General features: G+C 65.2%; 17 protein-coding genes and 2 tRNA genes. 11 read left to right on the top strand and 8 right to left on the bottom strand.

The window, feature by feature from the left end; genetic code table 11:
- Positions 1-153: 153 nt before the first annotated feature.
- The 5 genes from E4P29_RS24050 (at position 154) to E4P29_RS24030 (ending at position 3515) form a co-directional block, all read left to right on the top strand.
- Positions 154-1077: a DUF3105 domain-containing protein gene (locus tag E4P29_RS24050; RefSeq protein WP_135047538.1), complete on the top strand. Its 924-nt coding sequence runs from the start codon at positions 154-156 to the stop codon at positions 1075-1077.
- Entirely contained in the window at positions 1077-1793 is a 717-nt protein-coding gene (locus tag E4P29_RS24045) for a DUF305 domain-containing protein (protein WP_135047537.1), read from the top strand. Before E4P29_RS24050 ends, E4P29_RS24045 begins: the two co-directional genes overlap by 1 nt.
- Before the next feature lie 69 nt (positions 1794-1862).
- A tRNA-Arg gene (locus E4P29_RS24040) sits at positions 1863-1935 on the top strand.
- 60 nt (positions 1936-1995) lie between these two features.
- Entirely contained in the window at positions 1996-2913 is a 918-nt protein-coding gene (locus E4P29_RS24035) for a hypothetical protein (protein ID WP_135047535.1), read from the top strand.
- A 14-nt stretch (positions 2914-2927) separates the two neighbouring features.
- Complete coding sequence (locus E4P29_RS24030; RefSeq protein WP_135047533.1) at positions 2928-3515, top strand: class I SAM-dependent methyltransferase; 588 nt, start codon at positions 2928-2930, stop codon at positions 3513-3515.
- Between the two features lie 54 nt (positions 3516-3569).
- Here the strand turns inward: E4P29_RS24030 and E4P29_RS24025 are convergent.
- Positions 3570-3643: transfer RNA gene (locus E4P29_RS24025), tRNA-Cys, on the bottom strand.
- A 105-nt stretch (positions 3644-3748) separates the two neighbouring features.
- Here E4P29_RS24025 and E4P29_RS24020 point away from each other — a divergent pair.
- The 3 genes from E4P29_RS24020 (at position 3749) to E4P29_RS24010 (ending at position 6588) form a co-directional block, all read left to right on the top strand.
- Positions 3749-5092, top strand: coding sequence for a DUF2254 domain-containing protein (locus E4P29_RS24020; protein ID WP_135047531.1), 1344 nt, complete (start codon positions 3749-3751; stop codon positions 5090-5092).
- A 35-nt stretch (positions 5093-5127) separates the two neighbouring features.
- On the top strand, positions 5128-5661 hold the full coding sequence (locus E4P29_RS24015) for a MarR family transcriptional regulator (protein WP_135047529.1): 534 nt from the start codon (positions 5128-5130) through the stop codon (positions 5659-5661).
- A 102-nt stretch (positions 5662-5763) separates the two neighbouring features.
- Positions 5764-6588 (top strand): hypothetical protein, encoded by an 825-nt coding sequence (locus E4P29_RS24010; protein WP_135047526.1) that lies wholly within the window; start codon positions 5764-5766, stop codon positions 6586-6588.
- 182 nt (positions 6589-6770) lie between these two features.
- On the opposite strand, the gene E4P29_RS24005 is transcribed toward E4P29_RS24010, so the two are convergent.
- From E4P29_RS24005 to E4P29_RS23975, 7 genes are all read right to left on the bottom strand, one after another.
- On the bottom strand, positions 6771-7547 hold the full coding sequence (locus E4P29_RS24005) for an enoyl-CoA hydratase (protein WP_135047524.1): 777 nt from the start codon (positions 7545-7547) through the stop codon (positions 6771-6773).
- A complete protein-coding gene (gene mmsB / locus E4P29_RS24000; RefSeq protein ID WP_135047522.1) occupies positions 7544-8452 on the bottom strand; it encodes a 3-hydroxyisobutyrate dehydrogenase in 909 nt (302 codons plus the stop codon). Before mmsB ends, E4P29_RS24005 begins: the two co-directional genes overlap by 4 nt.
- Entirely contained in the window at positions 8449-9507 is a 1059-nt protein-coding gene (locus E4P29_RS23995; protein ID WP_135047520.1) for an enoyl-CoA hydratase/isomerase family protein, read from the bottom strand. The genes mmsB and E4P29_RS23995 overlap by 4 nt, the downstream gene beginning before the upstream one ends.
- Positions 9504-10643 (bottom strand): isobutyryl-CoA dehydrogenase, encoded by a 1140-nt coding sequence (locus E4P29_RS23990; RefSeq protein WP_135047518.1) that lies wholly within the window; start codon positions 10641-10643, stop codon positions 9504-9506. The genes E4P29_RS23995 and E4P29_RS23990 overlap by 4 nt, the downstream gene beginning before the upstream one ends.
- A 6-nt stretch (positions 10644-10649) precedes the next feature.
- Positions 10650-12158 carry a CoA-acylating methylmalonate-semialdehyde dehydrogenase gene (locus E4P29_RS23985; protein WP_032365569.1) on the bottom strand — a complete coding sequence of 503 codons (1509 nt, stop codon included), beginning with the start codon at positions 12156-12158 and terminating at the stop codon, positions 10650-10652.
- Positions 12159-12231: 73 nt separating this feature from the next.
- Complete coding sequence (locus tag E4P29_RS23980; protein ID WP_032368786.1) at positions 12232-12984, bottom strand: SWIM zinc finger family protein; 753 nt, start codon at positions 12982-12984, stop codon at positions 12232-12234.
- On the bottom strand, positions 12984-15827 hold the full coding sequence (locus E4P29_RS23975) for a DEAD/DEAH box helicase (protein ID WP_135047516.1): 2844 nt from the start codon (positions 15825-15827) through the stop codon (positions 12984-12986). Before E4P29_RS23975 ends, E4P29_RS23980 begins: the two co-directional genes overlap by 1 nt.
- A 91-nt stretch (positions 15828-15918) precedes the next feature.
- Here E4P29_RS23975 and E4P29_RS23970 point away from each other — a divergent pair, with 91 nt between their 5' ends.
- The 3 genes from E4P29_RS23970 (at position 15919) to E4P29_RS23960 (ending at position 18494) form a co-directional block, all read left to right on the top strand.
- On the top strand, positions 15919-16818 hold the full coding sequence (locus E4P29_RS23970) for an NADP-dependent oxidoreductase (RefSeq protein WP_135047514.1): 900 nt from the start codon (positions 15919-15921) through the stop codon (positions 16816-16818).
- A 143-nt stretch (positions 16819-16961) separates the two neighbouring features.
- Positions 16962-17630 carry an HNH endonuclease family protein gene (locus E4P29_RS23965; protein WP_135047566.1) on the top strand — a complete coding sequence of 223 codons (669 nt, stop codon included), beginning with the start codon at positions 16962-16964 and terminating at the stop codon, positions 17628-17630.
- A gap of 36 nt (positions 17631-17666) precedes the next feature.
- Entirely contained in the window at positions 17667-18494 is an 828-nt protein-coding gene (locus E4P29_RS23960; protein WP_032373985.1) for a shikimate 5-dehydrogenase, read from the top strand.

Here is an 18494-nt window from a genome sequence, read left to right as displayed (position 1 = left end):
GGTCCACACGGGCTCTGAGCACGCTCTCAGACAGAGAACGTACAGTAAGGGCGCTCTGCGCGGACGACCGTCGAGCACGGCCGTCACCAGCAGATACGTACCACCAGCGCTACCGACCACCCACTTTCCTCGACTGAGAGAGCAACCACAGCGATGCCAACGGGTCCCGACAAAGGCAGTCAGAACAAGTCGGCTGCGAAGGCAGACAAAGCCATCAGTGCAGCCAACAAGAAGTCCGCTCGCAAGAAGCAGGGCGGCGTGCCCGCTGCCAAGGGCAGACAGATTCCCTGGCTGACGGTTGCCGGTGTCGTGGTGGTCGTCGGACTGGTCGTGGGCCTCGGGGTCAACCTCTATCCCAAGTACCAGGACCGCGCCGAGGCGCAGAAGTTCGCGCCCAGCGAGAGCAATCAGGATCCGTCGACCGGAATCGATGGCGTCACCATCAAGGAATACCCGGCAGCCCTGCACGTCGGGCGCGCGCAACGCGTCGCCTACGACCAGACGCCGCCGTTCGGCGGACCGCACGACGCGGTGTGGGCCACCTGCACCGGCATCGTCTACCCAGAGGCGATCCGCACCGAAAACGCTGTGCACTCCCTCGAACACGGAGCGGTCTGGGTGACGTACAACCCCGACGACCTGAACGAAGACCAGATCAAGTCCCTCGCCGACCGCGTCGACGGGGAAACGCAGATGCTGATGTCGCCGTACCCGGGCCTCGACACCCCCGTCTCGCTGCAGTCCTGGGGTCACCAGCTCAAGCTCGACAGCGTCGACGACGAGCGCATCGGTCAGTTCATCTCTGCTCTGCGCCTGAACCGCTTCGCCTACCCGGAGGTCGGTGCCAGCTGTGCATCCGTGCCGGGAGTCGGTGACAATGCATTCGATCCCGACAACCCACCGCTCTTCGACGCCTCGGCCCCGGGTGCGGACGCCGTTCCGATGGACGGTGCCGGCATCACCCCCGATACCAGCGAGACCAGCGGCGCCGGCGGCATGCCGAGCGGCCTGCCCGGCGGCGCGCAGCTCCCCGGCGGCGCCCAGCTGCCCAGCGATCTCCAGGTGCCCGCGAACTGATGATCGATTCGACAGTCGACTCGGTCAACGCCGCCCCCGAGACCAAGCGGAGCCAGCGCACTGCGCTGGTCGCCTTGGCCGTGATCGCCGTACTGGCCATCGGATTCGCGCTGGGCTTCCTGGCGCAGAATCCGTTCCGCAACGGTGACAACTCACCCGCAGCAGATTCGGTCGACGTCGGATTTGCCCAGGACATGACGGTGCACCACAACCAGGCCATCGAAATGGCCGCAGTCGCGTTGACGAACGCGCCCGATCAGGCCGTCAAGAGCCTGGCGTTCGACATGCTCACCTCGCAACAGAATCAGGTGGGCCAGATGCAGGGCTGGCTCGCGTTGTGGGACCGCGCGCCGATATCGACCGACGGCTACATGACCTGGATGACGGCCGACGACTCTCACGGCCATTCGATGGGCGGCATGTCGATGGAACCGGGATCCACCGATCCCACCAGGGCCATGCCCGGCATGGCCAGCTCCGCGGAGCTCGCCGCACTTCGCCAAGCGACCGGAACCGACGTCGACGTCATGTTCCTGCAACTGATGCTGCGTCACCACGAGGGCGGCCTGGCGATGATGGAATACGCCCAGACGCACGCGCAGTCTCCCGCGGTGATCAACCTGGCGAAGTCCATGGTGGCGACGCAGACGAGTGAGTCGACTCTGATGAAGCAGATGCTCGCGGCGAAGGGGGCGCAGCCGCTGCCCGAGGGGTGATTTCGACTCCCGTCGCACATGCGCTAGTCTTTCGTACAGCCCAACAGGCACGCCGGTTCTCACCGGTGCGCCCCCGTAGCTCAGGGGATAGAGCGTTCGCCTCCGGAGCGAAAGGCCGCAGGTTCGAATCCTGCCGGGGGCACACATCTTTCACGCACGTCACTTCCCTGAAGCGACTGCTCGAACGAGACGGACTGTTCACATGTCCGAGGATCTCCCCGATATCGACACCGTCATCGACGAGCTGTATTCGCTGGCACCCGCCGACTTCGTGTCGCACCGATCGGTGTTCGTGACCCGGTTCAAGAAAGCCGGAGACAAGTCCGGTGCCACTCGTATCGGCGGACTCCGTAAGCCCACTGTCGTGGCCTGGTTGGTGAACACACTCGCTCGTCAGGACGAATCCGCGGTAGCCGAGTTGTTCGACCTCGGTGCCGAACTCGAACGGGCTCAGCAACGCGGCGACGGTCATCGACTGCGTGAGTTGTCCACCGCTCGAAGCGCTTCGATACGCGCGCTCACCGATCGAGCCGTCGCATTGGGTCGCGAACGTGGCGTGACCGTCGGCGACAACGCGGCGCGCGAAATGTCCAACACCCTCAATGCCGCGATGGCCGATCCGGAGATCCGCGACCGGGTTCGTGCGGGCCGAACGGTGGTGGCCGAGACATACAGCGGCTTCGGCCCCGCGCTGCTCTCGCTCGTTCCTGGCACGGTCGACGATGCCGAGACGGAATTCGAACCGGACGGTACCGATGACGCGCCCGAGTCCGCTGCAGAGCCGGATGCCGAGGACACCTCCGAAGCCGAGCGGCTGCGCGAGGCCGAACATGATCGACTGGTCGCCGAACTCGACTCTGCCGAAACCGCATTGGATGCCGCACGCGATGCGGCCGACGTTGCCGACCAGGACACAGAACGTGCCGCGGCCGAACGACGCAGCGCCACAGCAGAAGTCGAGAGACTCGAAGCCGAGCTGGACGCCGCCAGAGCCAGAGCGAAGGCTGCGCGGGCAACGGAGAAAGCAAGCGTCGAACAGGCAGAGTCGACGGCGGAGGCGCTCGAGGCGGCCCGGGTACGCGTGGCCGAAGCCCGGTCGGCCCTCGACGAACCGAGCTGACCTACCCTGGCGGCATGACCACACGCTGGCAAGCCGAGAACTCCGCCGACGATTCCGCTCGGTACATCGAGAGATTCGATCGTCTGGCCGAACGCGGCGTGGATCTGCACGGTGAGGCCCGCATGGTCGACGCGGTGGTCTCCCCCGCGTCGAGCATTCTCGATGCCGGATGCGGTACCGGTCGCCTCGGTGCCGAGTTGGCGAGACGTGGTCACCACGTCACCGCTGTGGATCTCGATCCGATTCTGGTCGAGAAGGCGCGCAGTCACCCCGAACTGGAGGTCCATCTCGCGGATCTGACCACGCTCGAGTTGAATCGCACGTTCGACGCGGTCGTGGCGGCCGGCAACGTGTTGGTCTTTCTCGAGCCGGGCACCGAACGTGCTGCGCTCGAACGCATCTGGGCCCATCTGAACGACGGCGGAGTGTTCGTCACCGGCTTCGCCACCGATCGCGCCTATACGGTCGACGAACTACACGAGGATCTCACGGCGGTCGGATTTTTCGTCGAACATCGATTCTCCACCTGGAACCTGCAACCCTGGCGCGCCGACGCGGACTGGGCCGTGACCGTGGCACGAAAGCCCGCTCTACTTGCCTGAAACGAGTCGAGACAGGACGAATCGAGGCCGGCCGTTTCCGGCCGGCCTCGATGGTGGAGCGAGCGACGGGATTCGAACCCGTGTAAACGGCTTTGCAGGCCGGTGCCTAGCCACTCAGCCACACCCGCATCATCGATGATGATGCCGTGTCGGCCACACGAACACCACGGTTACGCTCAGCGTGATTCGAAGTGCGGGTGTCGATTCGTTCCTGGGCGGGAAGACTGTCGCTCATGAAGGAACACATGGCGCGGTTGCGGGAGTCGTTCTGGTTCATTCCCGCCGTCCTCGGAGTTCTCGCACTCCTACTGGCGCAGGCGCTCGTCGGCCTCGATCGCTACCTACTCGACACCCGCGTGGACCTGACTGGCTCGTTGCTCTATCACGTCGGAGCGAGTGGCAGCCGGGACATCCTCGGGGCGATCGGTGGCTCGATGCTGGGGGTGGCCGCCACGTCGTTCTCCATCACCATCTCCGTCCTCGCCACGGCCAGCTCCTCGTACGGCCCCCGTCTGGTGCGAAACTTCATGGCGGACCGCGGGAATCAGGTGGTACTGGGGATCTTCGGGGCGACGTTCCTGTACTCGCTGATGGTGCTGCGGTCGATTCGTTCGATCGAATCCGATGGTTCGGTGTTCGTCCCGGACATCGCCGTCAATGTCGCCGTGGCGCTCGCGGTGGTCGATGTAGGCGTACTCGTCTACTTCATCCATCACATCGCGCAGTCGATTCAAGTGGCCACCCTGTCCGCGAGAGTCCGCGACGAGCTGTCGGAGTCCGTCGACTCCCTCTACCCGACCGACCGTCCCGACGATTCCGCATCGATCGACGGCATCTCGAAACCAGCTGTCTACGTGACGGTCCTGGCCGAGACATCCGGGGTGATCATCGACATCGACGAGGACGCACTGCTGGGCATCGCGACCGACAACGGCACGCTGATCGAGATTCATCGGGTCCCGGGCGAGCACGTCGTCTCCGGCGAGCCGCTCGTCGACATTCTCGCCGATCGCTCGGTCGACATCTCCGCTGCATCGATCGACCGAGTCCGCTCTTCCTTCGACATCGGTACCAGTAGGACGCCACGCCACGACATCGCGTTCGCCGTCGAGCAGATGACGGAGATGGCGGTCCGGGCGCTGTCCACCGGGGTCAACGATCCCTACACGGCGCGTAACGCCATCGACGATCTCTCCGTCGGACTCGTTGCCCTGGTCCAACGGCCGGCACCGTCACGCGGACGGCGCGGAACCGACGGAGAGGTGCGACTGATCGTGCGGCGGGTGGCCGTCTCGATCTTGATCGACCATGCGCTCGATGCGGTGCGCATCTACGGGACCGGCAGTCCCATGGTGGTCCAGGCCGGAATTCGCCTCGCCGAGAGGGTCGGCCGCGCCGCACGCTCCACCGACGATGTCGACGCCGTGCTGGCGCAATTGAGCCTGTTGGACGCCGCCCTGACCGTCGACGAGACCGACAGCGCGCGCACAGCCGATGCCCGCGAGCAGATTTCGCGGACTCGAGCAGCGATCACCGATCGGGTACCACTCGCGGTACTTCGCACCGTCATTCGGTAGACGCTCGAACCGGGCACCGTGGGAGGATGGTGTGTATGCCAGCACCGTCGCCGCTTCCCCTCGACCCCATTGCAGAGGCCCACCGTCAGTGGACCAAGCACGGGTGGACCGATGCCGCCGACGGTATGGCCGCGGTCACCTCGCTGATGCGCGCGCAGCAGATCATGCTGGCCCGGGTCGAGGAAGCGCTCAAGCCGACGGGACTGACGTTTTCGCGCTACGAATTGCTGACGTTGTTGACGTTCACCAAGAACGGCGCGTTACCGATGGCGAAGGCGAGTGCTCGACTGCAAGTGCACCCCACCAGTGTGACCAACGCGGTGGACCGCCTCGAATCGGTCGGCTACGTGCGCCGCATTCCCCATCCCAGCGATCGACGGACCACCCTGGTCGAAATCACCGAGCAGGGGCGCACGTTGGCGGTCGAAGCCACCGAGCGCCTGAACACGCTGGTGTTCGCCAAGCCCGGGCTCGCGCGCGACAAGCTGATGGCGCTGGTGCGCATCCTTGCGGAACTGCGTTCGGATGCAGGCGATTTCGACAGTGATGACATCACCACATCGTTCTGAGTTCGATGGTGACTCGTCACAAGACAATGGCACAGCCGTACCGTTCGTGGTCCAATTGCTCTGGGAACAGATCGGAGTCGGTCTGCTGAAGGGCGGGGCGGGGTGCTGGTGTTGGGGGTCGGGGCGGGTGCGCACGGTGCACGCGCAATTCTGACGTATCTGGACAGCCCCCACCGCACACCCATCGTGTCGCGGACGGTACGCCGCGCTCCAGGGCAGTCGCTGGCCACCACGATCGCCACCGGCGTCGACGCCATCCATTCCATCGCCGCGACGATGTCGCTCCCGGTCCAGTTCTCCGCTATCGCCTACCGGGTGGCCACCGATCCCGGCACGGTCGCCACCGGAGGTACCGCTCGCACGGCCACACTCGTTCCGGAAACCGCTGCGCAAGTGAGGTTTCTACGATTCATCGGGCTGGTCCCCAATCACGGCGTCACCGTGCTGTGCGACATCGGTAGTACGGGGACCACGGTCACCGTCATCGACCTCGCGTCCACTCGCACCCTCATGACGCGGCGCACCGCGACGTTCTGCGGCGACGACCTCGACCACTCGGTTCGCCGACTGCTCTCGTCCAAGGGCGTTCGCATCGGACTCGACGCCAGCCGGTCCATCAAGGAGCAACTGAGCATCGATCCCGTCGTCAGCACCACGGACCCAGCCGGCACTGCACGGCATGTGCTGACGCGGCGCGACTTCGACGATCTGATCGCAGGACCCGTCCGCTACGCGGGCATGCTGGTGGAGCAGACCATCGAATTGTCCGGAGCCAGACCGCAGTCCATCGTCGTGGTCGGCGGCGGCGCGAACATCACCTCGATAGCGCGGTCTCTCGAACTGCGGACCGGCCTGACGACCCTGGTGCCGACGATGCCCGAGCTGGTCTCGGCCCGCGGGGCCGCCCTCCTGTCCCCCGACAGGTAGGACGGCCCAGGGAGTGGAGCCTGCGGAACGACCGGTCGGGGTGGGAGTGGAGCCTGCGGAACGACCGGTCGGGGTGGGAGTGGAGCCTGCGGAACGACCGGTCGGGGTGGGAGTGGAGCCTGCGGAACGACCGGTCGGGGTGGGAGTGGAGCCCGCGGAACGACCCGAAAGAGCGGCCAGCACTACCGGTGTTGGAAGTTGGGCGTGCGCTTCTCGATGAAAGCCGACATCCCTTCCTTCTGATCCTCCGTGGCGAACGTCGAATGAAACACGCGGCGCTCGAACAGAACTCCCTCACGAAGGCTCGACTCGAACGATCGGTTCACTGCTTCCTTCGCCATCATGGCGACCGGAAGCGACATCTCGGCGATGGTCGTGGCGGTTGCGATGGCGTCCTCGAGGAGGTCGGCGACCGGCACGATGCGCGAGACCAATCCTGCTCGCTCGGCTTCCTCGACCTTCATGTTCCTGCCGGTCAGGCACATCTCCATGGCCTTGGCCTTGCCCACCGCACGCGTCAAGCGCTGCGAGCCACCGATCCCCGGAATGACACCCAACTTGATCTCGGGTTGTCCGAATACCGCGGTGTCGGAGGCGATCAGAACATCACACAGCATCGCGAGTTCACACCCGCCACCGAGTGCATAACCGGAGACCGCCGCGATGAGGGGCGTCCGCGCCGCGGCCAGTCGATCCCACGCCGCGAAGAAATCGTCGAGGTACACGTCCATGTAGGACTTGGGCTGCATTTCTTTGATGTCGGCCCCGGCCGCGAAGGCCCGCTCGGATCCGGTGATCAGAATGGCACCGATCTCGGAATCTGCATCGAGTTCCTCCACCACCGAGACGACCTCACGCATCAACTGAGAGTTCAGCGCGTTCAATGCTTTCGGACGGTTCAGCGTGATGATGCCGACGCGTCCCCGTCGTTCGAGCAGGATGGTTTCGTAGTCGGTCACTGGGCAGCTCCGTTCGAGCGTTCGCGGATGTCGTTGATGATGCCGGAGAAGTCCACGTCGGTTCCGCCCCCGGACGTTTCCTTGAACCGAGCGTAGAGCTCGGCCGCACGAAGGCCGAGTACTCCCTCGACCCCGTTGTCGCGCAGTGCATTCGCAGCCAGACCCAGGTCCTTGTCCATGAGGGCCGCTGCGAATCCGGGCTTGTACTCGTTGTTGGCCGGGCTCGTCGGAACCGGACCGGGCACCGGGCAATTGGTCGTCAACGCCCAGCATTGGCCGGACGCGGTCGATGCCACGTCGAAAAGCGCCTGATTGCTCAGACCGAGCTTCTCGCCCAACACGAAGGCCTCACTGATGGCGATCATCGATACGCCGAGAATCATGTTGTTGCAGATCTTGGCGGCCTGACCGTTGCCCGCTGGTCCACAGTGCACGACCTTGCGGCCCATGACATCGAGAACGGCAGCGGCGGCCGCGAAATCGTCCTCCGAACCACCGACCATGAACGTGAGCGTGCCTGCGGCCGCTCCCCCGACACCGCCCGAGACCGGAGCGTCGAGGCTGCGGTGTCCGGCCTCGTGCACCAGCCGGTGCGCGGCATGCGCGTCGGCGACGTCGATGGTCGACGAGTCGATGAACAACGTTCCCGGTGCCGCGGCAGGGAGCAGGTCCCCGTAGAGCCCGAGTACCAGTTTTCCGTTCGGCAACATCGTGATCACGATGTCGGCTCCGGCGACGGCCGCGACCGCGGACTCCACCACTGTCACGCCGTCCTTCGTGGCCTGCTCGAGCGCCGCGGGAACCAAGTCGAAGCCCTGCACCGTGTACCCGGCCGCAGCCAGGTTGGCGGCCATCGGCCCACCCATGTGCCCGAGGCCGATGAATCCGATCGTCTTCTCGCTCATGACTGCTCACCTTCTGTATGTGCTTTCGACAGACCGAGTTCGGCGTCGCCCAGGGGCGCGAAGTATCGGTCGACGTCCTCGGCAGTGACGTCCGCCGACGTGGCCGGCTGCCACTGGGGATTGCGATCCTTGTCGACGACCTGCGCCCGAATTCCCTCGACCAGATCGTGACTGCTCAGCGACGCGACCGACACGCGGTACTCCTCGTCGAGCACGGCCTCGAGGGAGGGCAGCGTCGCCGCCCGTCGCAGCGACCGCAGCGTCACCGCAAGAGACACCGGCGATTTGGACGCGATGTCCTTTGCAGCCTGCTGCGCCTCCGGCACCGGCGATGCAGCCAGAGCGTCGACGATGCCCTGAATGTCGTCACCGGCGTAGCACTCGTCGATCCATTCCTGCTGAGCCGCGACGGTGGATTCCGGAGCCGACTCGCTGAACGTGTCGACGGCCTCCCCGACGCTGACCGTCTCGAGGGCGATGTAGAACTCCTCGAGCTTGTCCGACGGAATGTAGTGATCGGCGAATCCGACCGCGATGGCGTCGGCCGCATTCATCCGCGCCGTGGTGAGCGCGAAGTGGGTACCGGTTTCGCCGGGCGCACGCGAAAGAAGGTAGGTGCCACCGACATCGGGGATGAATCCGATGCCGACCTCGGGCATCGCGATCATCGAACGTTCGGTCACGATGCGGGTGTTCGCGTGGGCCGAGAGCCCGACGCCACCGCCCATGACGATGCCGTCCATGATCGCGACGAAGGGCTTGGGGAAGCGGGCGATCGCGGCGTTGAGCACGTACTCGTCGCGCCAGAAGTCCTTGCTTCCGCTGCCGCCGTCCTCGGCGTCGTGGTAGATCGAGACTATGTCGCCGCCCGCGCACAATCCTCGCTCGCCGGCTCCGGTCAACAGGACGACGTCGACGCTGTCGTCGGTTGCCCACTGCGCCAACGCCGGAGCTATCTGCTGCACCATCGCATGCGAGAGTGCGTTGATCGCTTTGGGGCGGTTCAGAGTGATGCGACCGATCCCGCCCGAAACCTCCAGTAGGACATCGCTCATGCTGCACCCACGATGGAGCGAGCTACGACCACGCGCATGATCTCGTTGGTACCTTCCAGAATCTGGTGGACCCGAAGGTCGCGAACGATTTTCTCGACACCGTACTCGGCGAGATAACCGTATCCGCCGAGCAACTGCAGCGCCCCGTTGGCGACCTCGAAGCCGGTATCGGTACCGAAACGCTTTGCCATCGCGCACATCTCGACCTTGTCGGCGGCATTGTTCTGCAACCCGTCCGCTGCTCGCCACAGCAGCGTTCGGGCAGCTTCGAGCTCGGTCTTGAAATCCGCCAGTCGAAACTGCAGGGCCTGCGAGTCGAGCAACCTGGCACCGAATGCGTTGCGGTCGGCGAGGTAGGACACGGCCTTGTCGAGAGCGGACTGTGCGCCGCCGATCGAGCACGCGGCGATGTTGATGCGTCCGCCGTTGAGCCCGTTCATCGCGATCCGAAATCCGTCGCCCTCGCCGCCGAGCAGGTTGGCAGCCGGAACGCGGGCACCTTCGAAGATCACCTGGCGGGTGGGTTGAGCGTTCCATCCCATCTTCTTCTCGTTCGCTCCGAACGACAGTCCCGCCGTGTCCTTCGGCACGATGAACGCCGAGATGCCGCGGGGACCCGGCGCTCCGGTGCGGGCCATGACGACGTACACCTCGGAAGTGCCTGCGCCGGAGATGAACTGCTTGACGCCGTCCAGCACGTACTCGTCACCGTCGCGGACGGCCTTGGTACCGAGCTTTGCCGCATCGGATCCAGCGCCGGGTTCGGTGAGGCAGTAGCTACCGAGCTGGTCCATCGAGCACAGCCCCGGAAGCCAGCGCTGCCGTTGCTCGTCGTCGCCGTACGTGTCGATCATCCAGGCGACCATGTTGTGGATGGAAATGTAGGCCGCGATGGACGGGTCACCGGTGGCGAGTTGCTCGAAGATGCGCACCGCGTCGACGCGGGTCAGGCCCGATCCGCCCACGTCTTCACGAATGTAGATGCCGCCCATCCCGAGAGCAGCAGCCTTGCGCAGCAAGTCTACCGGAAAGTGCTTCTGCTGATCCCATTCGACGGCGTTCGGTGCGAGGAACTCGTCCGCGAAATCACGAGCAGTGTCGTTGATGGCACGCTCGTCCTCGTTCAACGTGAACATCGTCGATCAGTCCATGTTCGGAATGACGAAGTGATTCTGCGCAGCTGCTTCCTTGGTGCCCGACGGCCAGCGCTGGGTGACGGTCTTGGTCTTGGTGTAGAAACGGATGGAATCCGGTCCGTGCTGGTTGAGATCGCCGAATCCCGAACGCTTCCAACCACCGAACGTGTGGTACGCGATCGGCACCGGAATCGGCACGTTGACGCCGACCATGCCGACCTGGACGCGGGAGCAGAAGTCGCGAGCGGTGTCGCCGTCGCGAGTGAAGATCGAGACGCCGTTGCCGTACTCGTGTTCGGACGGCAGACGCAGCGCGTCCTCGTAGTCCTTCGCGCGCACGACGATCAGGACCGGTCCGAAGATCTCTTCCTTGTAGATGCGCATGTCGGTGGTCACCTTGTCGAACAGCGTTGCACCGGCGAAGAATCCGCCCTCGTGGCCCTCGAGACTGAATCCGCGTCCATCGACGACCAACTCGGCACCCTCGTCCACACCGATCTGGGTGTAGTCGTTGACGCGCTTCAACGCATCGCTACCGACGAGCGGGCCGAAGTCCGCGTTCTCGTCGTCGCTGCGGCCGATCTTCAGTTTCGCCACTCGCTCGGTCAGTTTGGCGACCAACGCGTCGGCGGTCTCCTCACCGACGGGAACCGCGACGGAAATCGCCATGCACCGCTCGCCGGCCGAACCGTATGCGGCTCCGAGCAGAGCGTCGGCGACCTCGTCGAGATCGGCATCGGGCATCACCAATGCGTGGTTCTTCGCTCCACCGAAGCACTGTGCGCGCTTGCCGTGCTGCGCCGCCGTCTCGTAGATGTACTGCGCGATGGGCGTCGATCCGACGAAGCCGATCGCCTTGACGCGATCGTCGGTGAGCAGCACGTCGACGGCGTCCTTGCCGCCGTTGACGACGTTGAAGACGCCCGGCGGCAGACCTGCCTCGAGGAACAGTTCGGCGAGCTTGAGGGGCACGGACGGATCCCGCTCGGACGGCTTGAGAATGAAGGCGTTACCGCAGGCAATGGCCGGGCCGGCCTTCCACAGCGGAATCATGGCCGGGAAGTTGAACGGGGTGATGCCGGCAACGACACCGAGCGGCTGACGCATCGAGTAGACGTCGATACCGCCACCCGCACCCTCGGTGTACTCACCCTTGAGCAGGTGCGGAACACCGACGGCGAACTCGACGACCTCGACGCCACGCTGGATGTCGCCCTTGGCGTCGGCGATGGTCTTGCCGTGCTCCGACGAGAGCAGCCGCGCGAGTTCTTCGGTGTCGCGGGTGACGAGCGCAAGGAACTTCATCAGCACCCGAGCGCGCCGCTGCGGGTTCCACTTCGCCCACTCACGCTGCGCCTGCTCGGCGTCGGCGATGGCGGCCTCGACCTCGGATACGTCGGCCAGGGGCACCCGGGCCTGCACCTCACCGGTATTGGGATCGAACACATCCCCGAACTGTCCGGAGGTGCCGGCGACATGCTTGCCGCCGATGAAGTGCGTGAGTTCGCGAGCCATGGGTGTCCGTCCTCGAGCGTGGAATTAAGTACGCTCATCCTATAGTCGGATGTCCATGTAAGTCCAGGAGCGGTCACATTCGGTCGTAGAACGCGCGCAGATCAGCGCAGGCCCGGCTGACTTCCGCCTCCGTCGAACCGTCGGCGCGAAAGATTCTGCGCAGGATCAGCGGATCGAGATCGTCCGTCGCCGGAGCGAACGACACTTTCGGAAGTTCGGGGAACGCCGCACGATCGCCGAACCAGTCGTCCGGGTCGAACTCCTCGTCGCTGTCGCCGACCCCCTCGATCAACTGATCCAGATCGACACCGCGCAGTGTCAGGATCGTCCCCGCGGACGCGTCGATGTGCTCGGCGGCGATGTACATCAGCGCTGCCGCGTGTTTGCACGGCCACCCGTCGTCGGGGCACGAACAGTCGAAATCCAGTTGCCCCTTGTCGTGGGGAAGCAGCACCGACGCCAGCGCCTGAGGAATCGCGTTGGACGCGAGTTCCGCCAGCATGCCGGGGTTGGATCGCACTCGGCCGACGAGCGCGGCCACCTCGCCTTCGGTGAGCGGCTCCACGCTGACCGACGCCGAGAACGGCTCGAGCTGACTGCCCTGCACCTCACCGTAGATCTGCCCGCGTTCGACGCCGAGAGTGAGCACCTGCCCCTGGCGGGCATAGGTCCGGCCCCGTGCGATCCGGCCCGGATCGGCCAGATCTTCCATCGCGGCGACGAAGTGCCTGCCCCACCACGTCTGCCCGAAGGCACCCCGCTTGTTACGAGACTCGATGCCGCCCTTGGCTTGTCGACGCTTGCCGTACTGCGAGAAGTCGGCCATCACTCCCCCACCGCGTCTTCGCTGAGACGAAACAGTTCCTGCAGTTCCGCAGTGTCCATCTCGGTCACCCAGCTCTCACCGGTGCCCACCGCCAGATCCGCCAGATCCTGCTTCGACACCAGCATCGAATCGATGCGTTCCTCCACGGTGCCCACACACAGCAGCTTGCGCACCATCACATTCTTGCGCTGGCCGATACGGAAAGCGCGGTCGGTCGCCTGGTTCTCCACCGCCGGATTCCACCAACGATCTAGGTGCACAACATGATTGGCGGCAGTGAGATTGAGCCCGGTACCACCGGCCTTGAGCGAGAGCATCATGATCGGCGGACCGTCGTCGCTCTGGAACTTCTCGACCATCTCATCGCGCTTGCCCTTGCTCACGCCGCCGTGCAGGAACGGCACCTGAACTCCGAAACGCTCGGCGAAATACGGTGCCACGAGCTCACCGAACTCTCGAAACTGCGTGAACAACAACGCCTTCTCGTTGTCACCGAGAACGGAATCGAGCATGTCCTCCACCAATCCGATCTTTCCGGAACGGTGCTGACCTCGCTTGAGTACCGCCGAACCGTCGGACAGGAAATGCGCGGGGTGATTGCACACCTGTTTGAGGCGAGTGAGGGCCGAGAGCACCGCACCCTTGCGCTTCATGCCCTTCGCGTCCGCGATCTGGGCCATCATCTCGTCGACGACGGCCTTGTACAACGCCGCCTGCTCGGCAGTGAGGTTGGCGCGCACGGTCATTTCGTTCTTCTCCGGCAGATCAGAGATGACCGTGGGATCGGTCTTGACGCGACGCAGAATGAACGGAGACGTGATGGCACGCAGCCGCGAGACCGCGTTCTCGTCGTTCTCCCGCTCGATCGGGACCGAGAACCGCTTCCGGAAGTCCGACGGCCGCCCCAGCATGCCCGGGTTCGCGAAATCCAGAATGGACCTCAGCTCGTCCAGCCGGTTCTCCACCGGCGTCCCGGTGAGCGCCAGTTTGTGATCGGCCGGAATGGCCAGCGCCGCCTTCGCCTGCACGGTGCCTGCATTCTTGATGTGCTGCGCCTCGTCGAGAACCACGCGACGCCACGTCTGTGCGGCCAACTGCGCGCGGTCCTTGGCCATCAATGCGTACGTGGTGACGATCAGGTCGTGCTCCGCGATCGCTCGATCGAGCTCCTCGTCGCGTAACCGCGTCGGACCGTGGTGCACCAGAACACGCAGTGCAGGAGTGAATTTCGCGGCCTCACGTTGCCAGTTACCGACCACCGACATCGGGGCCACCAACAGCGTCGGAGTCGCACTGTTCTCGTGAGCGAGCAGCGTGAGCACCTGCAGTGTCTTGCCCAGGCCCATGTCGTCGGCGAGCACGGCACCGAGACCGAGTCGGCTCATGAACGCGAGCCAGTCGAGACCGCGTTGCTGGTAGGGCCGCAGAGTCGCTCGGACACCGTCGGGCACCGGGATGGTTTCCGGAACCGCCCCGGGTTCGAGCAACGTTGCCGCCCAGCCGGTAGCGCGGATGTCCTGGACCGGAGCCGGAGGCGGATCGGCCAACGTCATCTCACGCATCAGCGTGCTGAGCGCAGTCCCGTCGCCGTGATGCTCGGCGACGTACTTCGCGGCCCGCGCCAGCTGTCCCCCGTCGGCGAGCACCCATTGCCCGCGCAGGCGGACGAGGTCGCCCTTCGAGACGGCAAGCCGGTTCATCTCCGCTTCGGTGAGCACCATGTCGCCCAGCTGCAGTTGCCAGTCGTACGACACCAGCTCGTCCATACCGACGGCACGATCGGCCGCAGCTTTGGTCACCGCGGGTGACTCGACCCGCAATCGCATCGACGGATCCAACCTGGTCCAGGCCCTCGGCAGCAGGACCGTCGTGCCGGTGGCCCGCAATGCAGTGGCACCGTGTTCGACGAGATCGATGACCACCGACGTCGGCAACAACAGGTCGAGGGTGCCCTCCTGGGTGGGCAGATCACGCAGCCTCGGGTAGGCAGCGACGGCCTCGCCGAGTTTGCGCACTGCCGTCGAAAGCAAGGTCGCGTCGACCTTGCGGCTCATCGGGACCGGACGCGGCGCCTCCCCGTCCGCGCGCAGGCACACCTGAAGTGTCCAGAACGACTCGACGGCATCGTCCGGGGCACCGTCGGCATCGCCCGTCTCGCCGTCCTGGTCATCCGGTTCGAGCAGGCGCAGCACCAGCGCCGGTTCGTCGACGGTGAGGCTGGCGCGCCAATTGTCGAACAGCGTCGAGATCTTCTGCGTCCCATCGAGATACGGATCGTCACGCACGAGGGCCGACAGCAACGGGTGCTCGGAATCGGGCTTGCCGAGCACCGATCTGACGATCGGGTCGGTGAGCTCCTCGACCATGTCGTCCAGAAGCTTCTTCGGTCGTTCGTTCGCTCGCTGCACCGACGGCATCGCAACAGCGAGCTCGCTGAGCCAGGCGCGTTGACGCTCGCCGCCGACCAGCCGCCAACGCGGCCACCACTGGCCGTCCATCAATTTCAGTGCCGGCACCACTCGTCCGGCCCGGACCCACCGTTCGATGCCCTGGGCGACGTGGCCCAGGAACCGAAGGTCGCCGGAGATCAGCGGGTGGGTCGACGGGGTGCGGAGCAACAGGTCGGCCGCATCGTGCGGGGCCAGCGCGATCGCCGGCAGTTCGACCGGATCCCGAGGGGTGGCGCGTCGAGTGGAGTCGGGAAACGTCACTCGGGCGCGATGCCGGAACGTGCGGGTGAGCACGTGCGAGTGTGTCGCCGGTAGGTCGGGTTCGTCTCCGGTGCTGATCTCGTCGTCCCAGAGCAGCAATCCGGCACCGGGAGACCAGAGACCGTGCAGCATCGGTCCATCCAACCAGCACGCACCGACATACCCGGCGCCGATGTGTCTTCGATGAGGCACCGATGTCTCATCGATGAGGCACAGTGGTCCCGTGATCGCGTACGGCTTCGACGAATACGGCGGCCCCGACACCGAGACATTTCTGGACCTCCCCGTGACGGAACCGGGATCGGGGCAGCTTCTCGTGGCGGTACATGCCGCGGGGGTGAATCCCGCAGATTGGAAGGTGCGGGCGGGTAATCGCAAGGACACCGTGCAGATCACCTTGCCTGCGGTGCTGGGGCGGGAGGTGTCGGGCACTGTCGTGGGCGTCGGCTCGGGAGTGGAGGGGTTCTCGGTCGGTGACGAGGTCTTCGGGGCGACGGCGTCGGGTCACGGCGGCTATGCGCAGTACACGCTGCTCAACGCGGCCGGCACGGCACACAAGCCCGAGGCCGTGTCCTGGTCGGTCGCGGCAACCTTGCCGGTGGCGGCCGGGACCGCCTTCGACGCACTGCGAGGGTTGGCGCTGACTGCAGGCAACACGGTTCTCGTTCTCGGCGCAGGCGGCGGTGTGGGTTCTTCGGTTCTGCAGCTGGCGCGTGCCGACGGTATCGACGTTCTCGGGGTGGCGAGCTCGGGCAAGCGGGAGTGGATCGAGAGCCTCGGTGCGGAGTTCGTCGAGTCCGGACCCGAATACGTCGGTTCGATATCGCGGCCGGTGCACGGCATCGTCGATCTGGTCGGCGGCGACACTCTTCGCGCGGCCGCTGTGAAGACCGGCGCTCCGATCGTCAGCGTGGCCGACCCGGTGCTCGCCGCCCAGTGGGGTGGGTCTGGAGCAGTGCGCGAGCGCACCACTGCGGCGTTCACCCGATTGGCCGATCTGGTCGTGACGGGCGTCCTTCGCCCACGCATCGATCACACGTTTCCACTCGACCGCGCAGGCGAGGCTCTTGCGCTCGTGGAGAACGGGCACGCACTCGGCAAGGTCGTCATCGAGGTCCGCTGACACCCGACAGTTTCGGGCGGTGTCGGTACCGTCCGGCACACTGCTGTCGCGAGGTACGAGAGTCGGCAAGTTCGAAGTTTCACGATGGGGCGTGTGTGAAGAAGCTGTGGGTAGCGGCGGCGTTGGTGATCGCCGCGATCGTCATGGCGACGTTCGAATCCTGTGATCGGTCCGACATACCGGGATTGGCTCCCCCGCCCCCGGCTCCGGGCAGCCCCACCCGCGCCCAGATCGAAACGCTGTTGGATCGGGTGGCCGTCGTCGCCGCACGACCCGATCCCCGTGGGTACGAGCGCGGATGCAAGGGCGGTGAAGGGTGCGTGTTCGGACCGGCGTGGACGGACGACTACGACGGACCGGGCGGGCACGACGGGTGTGGAACTCGCGACAACGTGCTGGCACTGTCGATGACCGAAGTCGAGTTCAAGGCCGGCACCCGAGACTGCGTGGTGCTCTCGGGCTCCCTGGACGACCCCTACTCCGGTGAACGGTTGCAGTTCACCAAGTCCGACGCCGGCAAGATCCAGATCGATCACGTCTATCCGTTGTCTGCCGCCTGGGACATGGGTGCCGACAGCTGGGCAGCGGACAAGCGCATTCGATTCGCGAACGACATCGCGTTCAATCTGCTGGCGGTCAACGGGCCGGACAACCAGAGCAAGAGCGACAAGACGCCGTCGCAGTGGATGCCGCCGAACGCGGCGTACCACTGTTTCTACGCGGGCAAATATCTGTCGGTGGCGGCCCAGTACGAGCTGCCGATCACCGAGGCCGACCGCCGCGCCCTCGCTTCGGTGGCCCCCAGCTGCTGATCCAGCGATGCGAACGCGGGCGGTAAAGTCTGGCCAATGGCAACGACGTCGTCGCGCAGCTTTCTCGACCGTGACACCCAGCTCTGCATGTCTCTGTCGGGAAGGCCGAGCAATATCGGAACCCGCTTCCACAACTACCTGTACGACGAACTGGGATTGAACTTCGTCTACAAGGCGTTCACCACCACCGATCTCGCGGCCGCGGTCGGTGGAGTCCGTGCACTCGGTATCAGGGGATGCGCGGTCTCCATGCCGTTCAAGGAAGACGTGATCGAACTGGTCGACGTCATGCACGAATCTGCGAGCGCGATCGCATCGGTCAACACCATCGTCAACGAGGCGGGCGTGCTGCACGCCTACAACACCGATTACCAGGCTGTGGCCGATCTGCTCGCGTCGAGCGATATCTCGACCGATTGTTCGGTGGCCGTGACCGGCAGCGGCGGTATGGCCAAGGCAGTCGTTGCCGCACTAAGAGATTCGGGTTTCACCCGCGGCACCGTGGTTGCTCGCAACACGTCGACCGGTCCGGCTCTCGCCGAGGCGTACGGATACGACTGGTCGGCCGAGTCCGTCGAAGCAGACTTGCTGGTGAACGTCACCCCGGTGGGAATGGCGGGCGGCCCCGCTGCCGATTCGACTCCCTTCACCGAGTCGCAGATCCATGCGGCACAGGCAGTGTTCGACGTGGTCGCGATGCCGTCGGAGACTCCGCTGATCACCGCGGCGCGTGCGGCGAACAAACCGGTGATCACCGGCGCACAGGTCATTGCCCTGCAGGCAGCAGAACAGTTCGTTCTCTACACCGGAGTTCGCCCGTCCGACGATCAGATCCAGCGGGCGTCGGAATTCTCCCGTCGCTGA

The sequence above is a fragment of the Rhodococcus sp. 1R11 genome (assembly GCF_004563845.1).
GTDB lineage: Bacteria > Actinomycetota > Actinomycetes > Mycobacteriales > Mycobacteriaceae > Rhodococcoides.
Note: the sequence above shows the minus strand (reverse complement) of the source record. Positions and strands in the feature narration are given on the sequence as shown.

What these genes read in the sequence shown, in the direction of transcription:
- E4P29_RS24050 (WP_135047538.1), top strand. Translation starts at nt 154, where the DNA reads ATGCCAACGGGTCCCGACAAAGGCAGTCAGAACAAGTCGGCTGCGAAG.
- E4P29_RS24045 (WP_135047537.1), top strand. Translation starts at nt 1,077, where the DNA reads ATGATCGATTCGACAGTCGACTCGGTCAACGCCGCCCCCGAGACCAAG.
- E4P29_RS24035 (WP_135047535.1), top strand. Translation starts at nt 1,996, where the DNA reads ATGTCCGAGGATCTCCCCGATATCGACACCGTCATCGACGAGCTGTAT.
- E4P29_RS24030 (WP_135047533.1), top strand. Translation starts at nt 2,928, where the DNA reads ATGACCACACGCTGGCAAGCCGAGAACTCCGCCGACGATTCCGCTCGG.
- E4P29_RS24020 (WP_135047531.1), top strand. Translation starts at nt 3,749, where the DNA reads ATGAAGGAACACATGGCGCGGTTGCGGGAGTCGTTCTGGTTCATTCCC.
- E4P29_RS24015 (WP_135047529.1), top strand. Translation starts at nt 5,128, where the DNA reads ATGCCAGCACCGTCGCCGCTTCCCCTCGACCCCATTGCAGAGGCCCAC.
- mmsB (WP_135047522.1), bottom strand. Translation starts at nt 8,452, where the DNA reads ATGAGCGAGAAGACGATCGGATTCATCGGCCTCGGGCACATGGGTGGG.
- E4P29_RS23995 (WP_135047520.1), bottom strand. Translation starts at nt 9,507, where the DNA reads ATGAGCGATGTCCTACTGGAGGTTTCGGGCGGGATCGGTCGCATCACT.
- E4P29_RS23990 (WP_135047518.1), bottom strand. Translation starts at nt 10,643, where the DNA reads ATGTTCACGTTGAACGAGGACGAGCGTGCCATCAACGACACTGCTCGT.
- E4P29_RS23985 (WP_032365569.1), bottom strand. Translation starts at nt 12,158, where the DNA reads ATGGCTCGCGAACTCACGCACTTCATCGGCGGCAAGCATGTCGCCGGC.
- E4P29_RS23980 (WP_032368786.1), bottom strand. Translation starts at nt 12,984, where the DNA reads ATGGCCGACTTCTCGCAGTACGGCAAGCGTCGACAAGCCAAGGGCGGC.
- E4P29_RS23975 (WP_135047516.1), bottom strand. Translation starts at nt 15,827, where the DNA reads ATGCTGCACGGTCTCTGGTCTCCCGGTGCCGGATTGCTGCTCTGGGAC.
- E4P29_RS23965 (WP_135047566.1), top strand. Translation starts at nt 16,962, where the DNA reads ATGGCGACGTTCGAATCCTGTGATCGGTCCGACATACCGGGATTGGCT.
- E4P29_RS23960 (WP_032373985.1), top strand. Translation starts at nt 17,667, where the DNA reads ATGGCAACGACGTCGTCGCGCAGCTTTCTCGACCGTGACACCCAGCTC.